The 13167-nt window shown below is 51.6% G+C and carries 11 protein-coding genes; 8 read left to right on the plus strand and 3 right to left on the minus strand.

The window, feature by feature from the left end:
* Nucleotides 1–184 precede the first annotated feature (184 nt).
* Nucleotides 185–811 carry a DUF47 domain-containing protein gene (locus ACO0LM_RS19680; RefSeq protein WP_422988014.1) on the plus strand — a complete coding sequence of 209 codons (627 nt, stop codon included), beginning with the start codon at nucleotides 185–187 and terminating at the stop codon, nucleotides 809–811.
* A 73-nt stretch (nucleotides 812–884) separates the two neighbouring features.
* Nucleotides 885–1895, plus strand: a complete 1011-nt coding sequence (locus tag ACO0LM_RS19685; protein WP_423039121.1) for an inorganic phosphate transporter — start codon at nucleotides 885–887, stop codon at nucleotides 1893–1895.
* 95 nt (nucleotides 1896–1990) lie between these two features.
* Here the strand turns inward: ACO0LM_RS19685 and ACO0LM_RS19690 are convergent, their stop codons facing one another.
* From ACO0LM_RS19690 to ACO0LM_RS19700, 3 genes are all read right to left on the minus strand, one after another.
* Complete coding sequence (locus tag ACO0LM_RS19690) at nucleotides 1991–2749, minus strand: LytR/AlgR family response regulator transcription factor (RefSeq protein ID WP_423039123.1); 759 nt, start codon at nucleotides 2747–2749, stop codon at nucleotides 1991–1993.
* An 8-nt stretch (nucleotides 2750–2757) separates the two neighbouring features.
* The gene (locus tag ACO0LM_RS19695) at nucleotides 2758–4098 is read right to left on the minus strand and encodes a sensor histidine kinase (RefSeq protein ID WP_423039125.1); all 1341 of its coding nucleotides are present in this window, start codon (nucleotides 4096–4098) and stop codon (nucleotides 2758–2760) included.
* 280 nt (nucleotides 4099–4378) lie between these two features.
* Nucleotides 4379–6613 carry a GGDEF/EAL domain-containing response regulator gene (locus ACO0LM_RS19700; protein ID WP_423039127.1) on the minus strand — a complete coding sequence of 745 codons (2235 nt, stop codon included), beginning with the start codon at nucleotides 6611–6613 and terminating at the stop codon, nucleotides 4379–4381.
* A 446-nt stretch (nucleotides 6614–7059) separates the two neighbouring features.
* Here ACO0LM_RS19700 and aroC point away from each other — a divergent pair, with 446 nt between their 5' ends.
* The 6 genes from aroC to asd all read left to right on the plus strand — a co-directional run bounded on the left by aroC (nucleotide 7060) and on the right by asd (nucleotide 13024).
* A complete protein-coding gene (gene aroC / locus ACO0LM_RS19705) occupies nucleotides 7060–8142 on the plus strand; it encodes a chorismate synthase (protein WP_423039130.1) in 1083 nt (360 codons plus the stop codon).
* Between the two features lie 374 nt (nucleotides 8143–8516).
* Entirely contained in the window at nucleotides 8517–9920 is a 1404-nt protein-coding gene (leuC, locus tag ACO0LM_RS19710; RefSeq protein WP_423039132.1) for a 3-isopropylmalate dehydratase large subunit, read from the plus strand.
* Between the two features lie 19 nt (nucleotides 9921–9939).
* A complete protein-coding gene (locus ACO0LM_RS19715) occupies nucleotides 9940–10062 on the plus strand; it encodes an entericidin A/B family lipoprotein (protein ID WP_186945679.1) in 123 nt (40 codons plus the stop codon).
* Nucleotides 10063–10070: 8 nt separating this feature from the next.
* Nucleotides 10071–10718, plus strand: a complete 648-nt coding sequence (gene leuD / locus ACO0LM_RS19720) for a 3-isopropylmalate dehydratase small subunit (RefSeq protein WP_423039134.1) — start codon at nucleotides 10071–10073, stop codon at nucleotides 10716–10718.
* 56 nt (nucleotides 10719–10774) lie between these two features.
* A complete protein-coding gene (gene leuB / locus ACO0LM_RS19725) occupies nucleotides 10775–11845 on the plus strand; it encodes a 3-isopropylmalate dehydrogenase (protein ID WP_423039136.1) in 1071 nt (356 codons plus the stop codon).
* Nucleotides 11846–11893: 48 nt separating this feature from the next.
* Entirely contained in the window at nucleotides 11894–13024 is a 1131-nt protein-coding gene (asd, locus tag ACO0LM_RS19730) for an aspartate-semialdehyde dehydrogenase (protein WP_423039138.1), read from the plus strand.
* The last annotated feature ends 143 nt before the right edge of the window (nucleotides 13025–13167 follow it).

Here is a 13167-nt window from a genome sequence, read left to right on the forward strand (position 1 = left end):
TAGTAGTTAGTGGCAAATGCAGCAAAGCCTTAAACAGGACGGGCAGCATAAGCCGTACCACCAGTACCAGCTTGTTGTGCGGTTTCAGGTGCTGTTTTTATTTGTTTGCTTTTATTTGTAGGCTTTTTTTTGTTTGCTTTTGCCTGAGCAATTCTAGAAATCTTCTATTTTCAGTGAGAATAAAATGTTTGGACGCTTGATGCCCACCGAGGGCAAATTTTTTGAACTCTTCAACCAGCACGCCGAATTATGTGTCAAAGGCTCGAAAGAGATGGTTGCGCTGATGACGAATTTTGATGACCTGGAAAATCGCGTGCACGCGATAGAAACCATAGAAAAACAGGCAGATAAGGTTACCTACAATACGATAGAGTTGCTGCATAAAACTTTCATCACACCACTTGACCGTGATGACATCCATAAATTGATCACCCGCATGGATGACATTCTGGATTTGCTGGAAGATGCAGGGCAGACTATCTCCCTGTACGATATCCGCGAAATCACACCAGAAGCAAAACGCCTGGCAGAACTCTGCCTGGGCTGTGCTGAAAAAGTAAGGGCAGCGGTAGCCTTGTTGCATAACATGGATAATTCCCGCGAAATTCTGGCGCTGTGTGAAGAAATTGATCGCTTGGAATCGGATGCTGATCATGTCATGCGTGCCGCCATGTCCAAACTGTTCCGCGACGAACCAGATGTCCGCAACCTGATTAAATTGAAAGCCATCTACGAGATACTGGAAACAGTGACGGACCGTTGCGAAGATGTCGCCAATATCATTGAAGGCATTATTGTTGAGAACGCTTAAGCGTCTGACTCTTTTATTTTGACGCCTAACAGTTCTCTGTCAATGCAGAGAGCGAACAAGGGAATTCACTTTTATGCAATCCTTCCATATGAGCACGCACGTCATCATCTTATTGGTGATGTTGGCGTTGTTATTCGATTTCATGAACGGCTTCCATGATGCCGCCAATGCGATCGCCACCGTTGTGTCGACGGGGGTATTGAAGCCCAGCCAGGCAGTGGCCATGGCTGCCATATTCAATGTATTTGCTTTTTTTGTCTTTAATCTGTCGGTTGCCAAAACCATAGGTAAAGGTACCATCGATCCTCAGATTGTTGACCACTATGTCATCTTTGGGGCACTGGTCGGGGCGATATTCTGGAACCTGGTCACCTGGTATTTTGGTATTCCTTCTTCATCCTCCCATGCCCTGATCGGTGGTTTGATCGGTGCCGCAGTAGCGAAAAAAGGTACCAGTGCCTTGATTGCGGCGGGTCTCTACAAGATCATTTTGTTTATCGTTCTGTCGCCGCTGCTGGGCTTTTTCCTCGGTTCTTTGATGATGCTGATCGTATCCTGGCTATTCGTTAAGTCGACGCCAAGGAAAGTGGACAAATGGTTCCGTCGCCTGCAACTGGTGTCTGCTTCTGTTTTCAGTCTTGGTCACGGTGGTAATGATGCGCAAAAAACCATGGGTATTATCTGGATGCTGCTCATCGCTGCCGGATATTCAACCGAGGCCGATAAAGGTCCACCAGGATGGGTAGTGTATTCCTGCTACGCAGCGATCGGTCTGGGTACCTTGTTTGGCGGCTGGCGTATTGTAAAAACCATGGGCCAAAAAATCACCAAACTCAAACCTGTCGGTGGTTTTTGTGCTGAAACCGGTGGCGCTATCACCCTGATCATGGCAACGGTATTGGGTGTGCCTGTGTCGACAACGCATACCATTACGGGCGCGATTGTCGGTGTCGGTTCGGCACAAAAAATGTCTGCTGTGCGTTGGGGGGTGGCTGGCAATATTGTCTGGGCCTGGATTCTGACTATACCGGCTTCTGCTTTTGTGGCCGCGATAGCATGGTGGATAGGCGTACAAATCCTGTAATTACAGTGTGATTATGGATATGAAAAAAGCGCCTGATTTTTTGTTCGGGCGCTTTTTTATTGCTGGCTTGGATTGCTGTTGTTTGCCTACCTTGCTTACATCTGCTTAAACAAATGCACAAAGCTGCGGCTGACTTCCAGTTTTTCGGTCAGGCCCTTGATCTGCACCAGGTGACGTCCGCGCAGATCGCGGATTACGCCAGAAATCGCTTTCGCATTCACCAGGGTAGAACGGTGTATCTGCCAGAACAGGGCAGGGTCCAGTTCTTCTGCCAGGTCACGTACCGGCTTGCGTATCAGTGCTTCATAGGTGGCAGTCTGTACCCGGGTATATTTTTCGTCGGACTGGAAAAACAGGATTTCTTCCACCGGTATCAGGCGCAGTTCCTGCCCTATCGAAGCCTGTATCCATTGCAGGTAATCCGGTTTGGCGCTGATGCCCATCTGCTTGGCCAGTTGTGACAGCATGCTGCTCATGTCGCTGGGCTGGCTTTGGCTGGACAGGCGCTGCTTCAGTCTTTCCACGGTGCGTGTCAGGCGATCCACATCGGCCGGTTTCAATACATAGTCAACCGCGCCATGATCAAAGGCCTGGATGGCGTACTGGTCATACGCGGTGATGAAAACGATATGGGCTTTGTTGCCGATATCCCTGGCTGCTTCCAGGCCGGTCTTGACCGGCATGCGAATGTCGAGGAACACCAGGTCAGGCCGGTGTTTCTCTACCAGTTCGACGGCTTCTTCGCCGTTCTTGGCTTCGTCCAGGATATCCAGTTCAGGCCAGACCTGTTCCAGGCGCGACTTTAACTGGTCGCGCATCAGTCTTTCATCATCGGCGAGTATTGCTGTTGGCATAGTCGTCACTAATTGGCTAATTCGTAAGGGATTTCTATGGTAACGCAAACGCCGCTTGGTTGATTGGCTGTAATGATCATTTGTCCTTTTTCTTTATAAATCAATTTCAGGCGCTCCCGGATATTTTGCAGGCCAAGGCCGGTACCGTTGCTGGGCATGGCACCAAATCCCAGGCCATCGTCACTGACCGAGACGCGCAGCTTGTTGTGGGCGACTTCGGCATGGAAGCGTATGGTGCCACCTTCTGCCTTGCATTCCAGCCCGTGCTTGATGGCATTTTCGACCAGGGATTGCAGCATCATCGGTGGGAAGGCCGCACTGCGCAATCCTTCCGGCATGATGAAATCGACATTCAGGCGTTCTTCCATGCGCATTTTCAGCAATTCCAGGTAAGACTTGATCATGTCTGCTTCGCGGCCCAGATTGGTGATGCTGGCGTTTTCACGCATTTGTGGCAAGACCGCGCGCAGATAGGCGATCAGGCTGCGCTGCATGGCGGCAGCGCGTGGCGGATCGGTTTCTATCAGATGTTCGACCGAGGCCAGGGTGTTGAACAGGAAATGTGGTTCCACCTGGGCCTGCATCATCTGCATCTGTGCTTCGCTGACCTGGCGCAGCAGCGATTCGCGTTCGGCGGCCATGCCGGCTTCCTTGGCTTTTTCTTCAGCCCGGACTTTGCCGCTCATCAGGGCCTTCATGCCAAACAGGCCAAATACCAGCAATACAACAAAGTTCTTGAACCATTTGGAGGACGTGCGCTTGTAGCTGCGGACTTCTTCGTCGGCGGCATCGGCGACGGCATTATTGATGTCTTCGCTGATTTCCCTGGCAACCTCAGCCGGTAGTCTGATGTGGATATCATCATGGCCTGCAACTGACGGCATGGCCGGAGGTGCTGGTGGAGCAGCAGGGGCGGCAGGCTCTGCGCCTGGGCTGGGCGCTGTGGTGGATGCTGCTGCTGGTGTACCTGGCGGCGTGTCCGTATCCTTGTTGATGCGGATACCGTTTTCGTCTATCTCGATTTGCTTGCCCTTGCCGTCAGCATTGTTCTTGCGGATGTGGATGCCGGTGTTGTCAATTTCAATATTGGTATCGCCATCCGTGATCTTGCTGGTCTTCTTGGCTTTTGCTGCCGAAGGCGTGTTTTTCTTGATGATCACATTTTCTTCAGACGTGAACAGGGCGTCCTGCAAAATGCCGCCAGCGGCAATGGTCAGCACGGCAAACAGCAGAAATTTCCACCACGATAATTGAGTGACCCAGGCCGCTGTCTTGTCGAAGACTCTGCTCAGCAAAGCCATCATGTCGGCGATGAATTCCTTGAAATTTTGTGTGTTCGTATTGTTCATGATGCATCTCTTTTAGCGAGTATCCCAGATAGCCGCAGCGCCTGTGATAATTGAGGGCGCTGCTTTCTTGGGACTTTTCAGTCCATGCTTGCACTGTAAGGAAATTACCCGGACATGGATAGCGACATGCGACAGTCTGCAAAATCGGCAGGACAGAACGAAGAAAAAGCCATGCAATATGAACTGGTTATGCACTATTTATGAACGGTCGCACAGGCAATCGCATGATCACTATGCATTTTTCTGGGTGATGTCAGGCGCACAAGCAGGGCTGAACGGTTTATCTTGTTGCCAGCCAGGCATGCAAATCGTCGCGGGTCAGGGGCTTGGAGTACAGATAGCCCTGGGCGATATGGCAGTCGTAAGAAAGCAAGGTAGCGGCCTGCATTTCACTTTCCACCCCTTCGGCAATAATCGACAGGCCCAGGTTTTGACCAAGCTGGACGATCATCTTGGCGATACTGCCTTCACTTGAGTTTTTCTGGATTTCGTTGACAAAGGCACGGTCAATTTTCAATTTGTCTACATCGAGTTTTTGCAGGTGGCTGAGTGAAGAGAAGCCTGTGCCAAAGTCATCAATCGATACGCTCATACCCAACTGTTTGATCTGGTGCAGGGTCTTGACCAGCAATTCAGGATCTTTCATGGCCATGGATTCGGTAATTTCCAGTTCCACAAAATTGGGCGGTACCTTGGTATCGGTCAGGGCCTTGTTCAGTGATTGCATGAACAGCGGGTGTGAAAACTGTACCTGCGACACATTGATCGCCATCTGGAAGTTGGTATAGCCCAGGCTGCGCAAGTGCACCAGTTCAAAACAGGCGGTGCGCAATACCCATTCGCCAATATCGACGATCAGGCCAGAATATTCGGCAATCGGGATGAACTGGTCGGGCGGGATAAAGCGGCCGTCATCTGTCTTCCAGCGCAGCAGGGCTTCGGCACCTGTCACGCGGCCATCGCGCATATCAATTTGCGGCTGGAATACCAGGAATAATTTTTCATGCTCAAAGGCGGCCCGCAGGGCATGCATGAGCAAGACACGCTCACGAATTTCCACCCCCATATTGCGGGTGAAGTATTCATAGCCGCCGCGCCGGTTCATTTTGGCGCGCTTGAGGGCAATGTTGGTGTCTTTCAGCGCTTCTGAACCATCGCCGTCATACTCATCCAGTTTGATCAGGCCTATGGTGGCCGACAACTGCACTTCTTGCTGGTCAACATCAAACGGTGTGTTGAACAGGGCCAGTATCTTGTCCGGGTAGACCATGCTGGCTTCACCCAGCAAGGCAAAGGTGTCGCTACCGACCCTGGCCAACTGGCAATCTTCGCCAAAGGTATTGGATAGTCTTTGTGCGACTGAATACAGTAACAGGTCGCCAAACTGATGGCCCAGGGCGTCATTGGTTTCGGCAAAGTGATCGATATCGATCAGTGACAGGGCGCTATGACTTTTCAGTGAAGTCAGCAGGGTTTCATTCAGCGTCTGCAAGAGCTTGAGGCGATTCGCCAGGCCGGTCAGCGGATCATAAAATGCATAATTGTGCAGGCGTGATGTCAGCATCACATTGTCCAGGCCCACCGATACATTGCCGCAGAAAACGCCCAGCAGGCGCTGGTCCATCTCGTTCAGGTGCAGGCCGGTATTCAGGTAGAGCGTGAAATCTTTTTGCGCAACATTGTTGAAATACAGTGCCGTCATGTCGGCTTCGAACACGCTCTGGCGCACCGCCAGTGAGCGTTTGACGATGTTGGCGGCCGGTGCATCAAGCTGATTCAATGCTTGATTCAGCTTGCCTTGGTACATGGCCGTGGCGGCAATGACGAACAGCTCGCCTTGTTCCTGCTGCTCGACCGGGGCTTGCCTGGCGCAGACAAAACCTTCAGTATTTAAACCCAGCAGGCCACTGATCTGTACCAGCACGCCAGCGGCAAAATTTTGCAGGCCTTGCAGCGCCATTAGCTCGGTGCTGGCATGAATGATCATTTCCAGGCCGCGCCGGCTGGCGCTGATGGCGCAGATCTGTTCGTAAGAGCGGATTGCCGAAGTGACGGCAGTATACAGCTTGGTACGTGTCAGTTCGGATTTGGTCTTATAGTCATTGATGTCGTAGTCACGAATTGCATCAATTTCAGGTGCATAACCTGGCTGGCCGGTACGCAATATGATCCTGACATCGGTCAGGCCCAGGGTCTTCCGGATATGGCTGACCAGTTGCAGGCCGGCGTCTTCCTGCTCCATGACCACGTCCAGCAGGATGATGGCGATATCCGACTCGCTTTGCAATATGTCACGTGCTTCTGCCGCAGAATAGGCATGCAGAAAGCTCAGCGCACGATGCTGTATTTCAAGACTGCCCAGTGCAAAGGTGGTGGCCGAATGCACATCCGGATCATCATCAATAATCATGATCCGCCAAGTCTGCATGGGCTTGGATGCCACCGAAGTTTCTTCGCTGTCTGGTTCTTCCAGGAAAACCAGATCATCTTCGGACGAGTGGATCGTTGAATTCATCTGTAATGCGGCTCCATGCTTGGCATATCTTATGGTAAGAACCTGTTTACGATCTTAAGCGCGAGCGCAATCGTAGTCCACGCGGGGCTCATGCGCTGCTCAAAGTGCGCATGTACTTAGAGTACATTCCGCTTTTTGCGCGGCGCTTTTGTTACCCTTACCCCGCTGACGCTCGCTCGCTACAGATCATAAACACGTTCTAAGGGCGCTGCAAAATTTGTTCCTTGTGGAACTATGACACTAAACCTAGCGTCAGCCAAGCGTCAACTCGTCTCTTTGGTAAGAATAAAACAAGATTTGACCGATTGGGAAGAAAAATACTTTGAATTTCTTGATAATTTGTGAAATCTCCAGTCAAGTTTCCCGGAACTTGAATTCAGCGCCTGTCGCTTCACTGGTAAAATGCGGATAGATTTGTCTATTCACCTACTTTTCTTCACATACTTATGTCTGGCAATACTTTCGGCACTTTGTTTACTGTTACCACCTTTGGCGAATCACATGGGCCTGCCATCGGTTGTGTTATTGATGGATGCCCGCCAGGCATGGAGCTGTCCGAAACCGATATACAGCCAGAACTTGATCGCCGCCGCCCGGGTACCTCGCGTCATGTGACACAACGCCAGGAACCAGACACGGTAGAGATACTGTCCGGCGTCTATCAGGGTAAAACCACGGGCACGCCGATTGGGCTATTGATACGTAACCAAGACCAGCGCAGCAAGGATTACGGCAACATCACCGAAACCTTCCGGCCCGGTCATGCTGATTTCACCTACTGGAATAAATATGGCATTCGTGACCCGCGCGGTGGCGGACGCTCGTCGGCACGTCTGACGGCGCCGGTGGTAGGGGCAGGGGCGGTCGCTAAAAAATGGTTGCATCAGCAATATGGGACGGTATTCCATGGCGGCATGAGCCAACTCGGTGAGATTGATATCCCGTTTGAAGCCTGGGCCCATACCGTCGACAATCCATTTTTTGCGCCAACCGCCGACGCCGTGCTGATACAGCGGCTTGAAGATTATATGGATGCCTTAAGAAAAGACGGGGATTCCATCGGTGCCAAAATTGATGTGGTGGCCAGCAAGGTGCCGGTAGGCCTGGGGGAACCCATCTATGACAAGCTGGATGCGGAAATCGCCTATGCCATGATGGGCATCAATGCCGTCAAAGGAGTGGAAATCGGTGCCGGATTCAGGTCTGTTGCACAGCGTGGCTCGGTACATGGCGATGAACTGACGCCAGAAGGTTTTATCGGCAACAATGCAGGTGGCATTCTGGGTGGTATTTCCACCGGTCAGGACATCACGGTATCCATCGCCATCAAGCCAACCTCATCGATACGTATCCCACGTCGCTCGATAGACAAGGATGGCAATCCGGTCATGGTGGAAACCTTTGGCCGTCACGACCCCTGTGTAGGTATACGGGCAACACCGATTGCTGAATCCATGCTGGCACTGGTGTTGATGGACCACGCCCTGCGTCACCGTGCCCAATGCGCAGATGTGCGCTTGCCTGGCTGATCTTTCGCCCGATACTGTAGACTGGGTGGCCATGCCAGATGTTTACCATGGGTCACCATGAAAAATCACCCGGACTGGCCTTGGTCCGGGTAAGTGGTATGCTGTAGTCAGGAGCGATAGCTGAAGATATGTTTCGCATGTCTTTTGATGGTTTTTGTTTCCAGACTGCATCAAAATATTCACCGGGAAATTTCCAGATTTCCATCCCATGTCAGATGAAAATTTGGCGATTTAATTCAAACCTGATTTTTATCTTGAAATTTTCATGCACCAATTTGGCGTGAGACGTGGTTTTGCATTGCACAATTGTGGCATAATCAAATGCAAAAAATTGATGCAATACGGATTAATGACCTATTTTCAGGCTTCAGATCATGCTTAAAACGCTTTACGACAAATTGTGGGAATCTCATGTAGTGCATTCCGAGGAGGATGGTACCGCCATTCTGTACATAGATCGGCATCTCTTGCATGAAGTTACCAGCCCCCAGGCTTTTGACGGCCTGAAACTGGCTGGCAGAAAACCCTGGCGCCTGTCCGCCAACCTGGTGGTGGCCGACCACAATGTACCAACCACCAATCGCATCAATGGTATTGATGATCCCATTTCGCGCCTGCAGGTGGAAACGCTGGATGGCAATGCCAAGGAATACGGGCTGACTTATTTCGGCATGGCTGACAAACGTCAGGGCATCGTCCACGTTATCGGTCCTGAGCAAGGCGCGACCTTGCCCGGTATGACCGTGGTGTGTGGTGATTCACACACCTCCACGCATGGTGCATTCGCCTGCCTGGCGCATGGCATAGGCACGTCGGAAGTGGAACATGTGCTGGCAACCCAGACATTGATCGCTAAAAAATCCAAGGCCATGCTGGTGCAGGTAGATGGCGCATTGCCATCCGGCGTGACAGCCAAAGATATCGTGCTGGCGATTATCGGCAAGATAGGTACCGCAGGCGGTACTGGTTATGCCATTGAATTTGCCGGTTCTACCATTCGCAGCCTGTCCATGGAAGGCCGCATGACGGTTTGCAACATGGCGATTGAAGCTGGTGCCCGCGCCGGTATGGTGGCGGTAGACCAGACAACTATTGATTACGTCAAAGGCCGCCCGTTTTCACCGGTTGGCCCGCATTGGGAACGTGCCGTTGAATACTGGCGCACCCTGCACACCGATACCGGTGCCAAATTCGATATGGTGGTGACTCTGAATGCTGCCGATATCAAGCCACAGGTGACCTGGGGTACGTCGCCCGAAATGGTAGTAGCCATAGATGGCCGCGTACCTGATCCCGAGCAGGAAAAAGATGCCGTCAAACGCGATGCTATAGAAAAAGCCCTGGTGTACATGGCGTTGCAGCCAAATACCGCGATTTCTGACATCCGTATCGACAAGGTATTTATCGGTTCCTGCACCAATTCGCGCATAGAAGATCTGCGTGCCGCCGCTGCCGTGGTGCGTGGTAAATACCGTGCATCGAATGTGAAGCTGGCGATGGTGGTGCCGGGTTCTGGTCTGGTCAAAGAGCAGGCCGAGCGTGAAGGCCTGGACAAGATTTTCAAGGCTGCCGGATTTGAATGGCGCGAGCCGGGCTGTTCCATGTGTCTGGCCATGAATGCCGACCGTCTGGAGCCGGGCGAGCGTTGTGCTTCTACCTCGAATCGTAATTTTGAAGGGCGTCAGGGGCAGGGCGGACGTACTCATCTGGTATCGCCGGCCATGGCTGCAGCGGCAGGTGTCGCAGGACACTTTATTGACATACGTAGCTTGAATTAATGTATTGCGGAGGAAAGACATGAAGAAATTATTTGCACTGGCGATTTGCGCTTTCATCCTGGCAGGCTGCAATACCGTTCAGGGTTTGGGTAAAGACGTTAAAAAGGCTGGCGAAGCAGTCGAAAATGCAGGCAAAAAATAAGTAGCGACATGGAAAAATTTACTTTACTTGATGGTCTGGTTGCGCCCATGGACAGGGCCAATGTAGATACGGATGCCATCATCCCCAAGCAGTTTTTGAAATCCATCAAACGCAGCGGCTTTGGCCCAAATCTGTTTGATGAATGGCGCTATCTCGATCATGGCGAGCCTGGCATGGACAATAGCAAGCGTCCATTGAACCCGGATTTTGTGCTGAATCACCCGCGTTATCAGGGGGCATCCATATTGTTGACGCGCAAAAACTTCGGTTGCGGTTCTTCACGTGAGCATGCGCCCTGGGCGCTGGAGCAATACGGCTTCCGTGCCATTATCGCCCCCAGTTTTGCCGACATTTTCTTTAATAACTGCTATAAAAATGGCGTCGTGCCCATCGTCTTGAGCGAAGCCCAGGTGGATACCTTGTTCAATGAAGTCAAGGCCTTCCCCGGTTACAGGTTGCTGGTGGATCTGGAGCAGCAGGTTGTGCGCACCACGACTGGCAGCGCCAGCTACCCGTTCGATATTGATGCCTTCCGCAAATACTGCCTGATCAATGGTCTTGACGATATCGGCCTGACCCTGCGTCAGTCAGACAAGATACGTGCATTTGAAGAGCGCCATATTGCAGCCCAACCCTGGCTGGCCAACACCATTTAAGCGCATCTTTTTTAGTCTGTTGTTTTGATTCCTTATTGATCCCTTATTGATCCACTATGAAAATTGCTATTTTGCCAGGTGATGGCATAGGTCCAGAAATTGTTGAGCAGGCAGTCAAGGTATTGAATGTGCTGGGCGAATCCTTTGAAATGGAAACAGCCCCCGTTGGCGGTGCCGGTTATGAAGCCTCTGGCCATCCTTTGCCAGAAGCCACGCTGAAACTGGCGCTGGAAGCGGATGCGGTATTGTTTGGTGCAGTGGGTGACTGGAAATACGATACCCTGGACCGTCCCTTGCGTCCTGAGCAGGCTATCCTGGGTTTGCGTAAAAACCTGAAGCTGTTTGCCAATCTGCGTCCGGCCATCATGTATCCCGAGCTGGCAGGTGCTTCCACGCTGAAGCCGGAAGTGGTTTCTGGTCTGGACATCCTGATCATTCGTGAACTGACAGGCGATATTTATTTTGGTCAGCCACGCGGTGTGCGTGAATGCCCGGATGGTCCGTTCAAGGGTGAGCGTGAAGGCTTTGATACCATGCGCTATGCCGAATCCGAAATCCGTCGCATTGCCCATGTGGCTTTCCAGGCTGCGCAAAAACGCGGCAAGCGCCTGACCAGTGTCGACAAGTCCAACGTGTTGGAAACTTTCCAGTTCTGGAAAGAAATCGTCACTGATGTGCATAAAGAATACCCGGATGTCGCGCTCGATCATATGTATGTCGACAATGCGGCCATGCAATTGGTGCGTGCACCGAAAAAATTCGATGTCATCGTCACCGGCAATATGTTCGGCGATATCTTGTCCGATCAGGCATCCATGCTGACGGGTTCCATAGGCATGTTGCCATCGGCGTCGCTGGATGCGAATAATAAGGGTTTGTACGAGCCATCCCATGGTTCGGCACCAGATATCGCCGGCAAGGGCGTGGCCAATCCTTTGGCCACCATCCTGTCGGCGGCCATGATGCTGCGTTATTCGCTGAACAAGGCTGAACAGGCAGATCGTATAGAAAATGCCGTCAAGAAAGTGTTGGCCCAGGGTTTGCGTACGCCGGATATTTATGAGGCCGGGACTACCAAGGTGGGTACGACCGAGATGGGTGAGGCAGTTGTAAAAGCATTGAGTTAACTTAGTTGGTTAGAGGGGCAGGGACGTCCTGCAAAATTTTAGGGAAAAATGATGAAACTGGTGGGTCTGGTAGGTTGGCGCGGTATGGTGGGTTCTGTCCTGATGCAACGCATGCAGGAAGAAGGTGATTTTGATCATATTGAACCCGTATTTTTTTCTACTTCGAATACAGGTGGCACGGCCCCTGCAATGGCGAAGAATGAAAAAACCTTGCAAGACGCAAATAATATTGATGCGCTGAAGAAGTGCGAAATTATTATTACCTGCCAGGGTGGTGACTACACCAATGACATTTATCCAAAGTTGCGTGCAACTGGCTGGAAAGGCCACTGGATCGATGCAGCATCCAGCCTGCGCATGAATGAAAATGCCGTCATAGTGCTGGACCCGGTCAATCTGCCTGTGATCAAGCAGGCGCTGCTCAATGGGCAAAAAGACTGGATAGGCGGCAACTGCACGGTCAGCTGCATGCTGATGGGCGTCGGTGCGCTGTACAAGGCTGGTCTGGTCGAATGGATGAGCACCCAGACTTACCAGGCAGCATCTGGTGGCGGTGCCCAGCATATGCGTGAATTGCTGACACAATACGGTACTTTGAATGCAGAAGTACGTGCTTTGCTGGATGATCCGAAAAGTGCGATTCTGGAAATCGACCGTAAGGTGATCGCCAAGCAGCGTTCCCTGACTGCTGATGAGACCGCCAATTTTGGTGTGCCGCTGGGTGGCTCGCTGATTCCCTGGATTGACAAAGATCTGGGTGACGGCATGTCGAAGGAAGAATGGAAAGGCATGGCCGAAACCAACAAGATACTTGGCCAGGGCGCGGGCTTTGGCACGGCAGCTGTACCCGTCGATGGTTTCTGCGTGCGTATTGGTGCCATGCGTTGTCACAGCCAGGCATTGACATTCAAGCTGAAAAAAGACGTGCCGGTAGCCGATATCGAAGCCATGATCGCTGCTGACAATGAATGGGTTAAAGTCGTGCCAAATACCCGTGAAGCCAGCATTCGTGACCTGACACCGGTGGCCGTGACCGGTACCATGACTATCCCGGTTGGCCGTATCCGCAAACTGGCCATGGGTCCTGAATATGTGGGTGCCTTTACCGTTGGTGATCAATTGCTGTGGGGTGCTGCAGAACCGCTGCGCCGTATGCTGCGGATTTTGATCGAAGGCTGATGTTTTGATGTAGCCTGAGAAAGATGTTGTAAAATAGAGGGGGGCGTGTTGCGTCCCCTTGTCGTTTTTAAAACCTGGAAAAATTCGCACGCATAGTGTGCTGCGGTTTTAGTTGTGGTTTTGGCTTTAACTTTTAATAAATA

The organism is Undibacterium sp. Di26W, from assembly GCF_049340265.1.
Classification (GTDB): domain Bacteria; phylum Pseudomonadota; class Gammaproteobacteria; order Burkholderiales; family Burkholderiaceae_D; genus Undibacterium.

Bases quoted from the DNA above. Each gene is read 5' to 3' on its own strand.
- asd (WP_423039138.1), top strand. From the start codon at position 11,894: ATGATGAAACTGGTGGGTCTGGTAGGTTGGCGCGGTATGGTGGGTTCT.
- ACO0LM_RS19680 (WP_422988014.1), top strand. From the start codon at position 185: ATGTTTGGACGCTTGATGCCCACCGAGGGCAAATTTTTTGAACTCTTC.
- leuB (WP_423039136.1), top strand. From the start codon at position 10,775: ATGAAAATTGCTATTTTGCCAGGTGATGGCATAGGTCCAGAAATTGTT.
- aroC (WP_423039130.1), top strand. From the start codon at position 7,060: ATGTCTGGCAATACTTTCGGCACTTTGTTTACTGTTACCACCTTTGGC.
- ACO0LM_RS19700 (WP_423039127.1), bottom strand. From the start codon at position 6,613: ATGAATTCAACGATCCACTCGTCCGAAGATGATCTGGTTTTCCTGGAA.
- ACO0LM_RS19695 (WP_423039125.1), bottom strand. From the start codon at position 4,098: ATGAACAATACGAACACACAAAATTTCAAGGAATTCATCGCCGACATG.
- ACO0LM_RS19685 (WP_423039121.1), top strand. From the start codon at position 885: ATGCAATCCTTCCATATGAGCACGCACGTCATCATCTTATTGGTGATG.
- ACO0LM_RS19715 (WP_186945679.1), top strand. From the start codon at position 9,940: ATGAAGAAATTATTTGCACTGGCGATTTGCGCTTTCATCCTGGCAGGC.
- ACO0LM_RS19690 (WP_423039123.1), bottom strand. From the start codon at position 2,749: ATGCCAACAGCAATACTCGCCGATGATGAAAGACTGATGCGCGACCAG.
- leuD (WP_423039134.1), top strand. From the start codon at position 10,071: ATGGAAAAATTTACTTTACTTGATGGTCTGGTTGCGCCCATGGACAGG.
- leuC (WP_423039132.1), top strand. From the start codon at position 8,517: ATGCTTAAAACGCTTTACGACAAATTGTGGGAATCTCATGTAGTGCAT.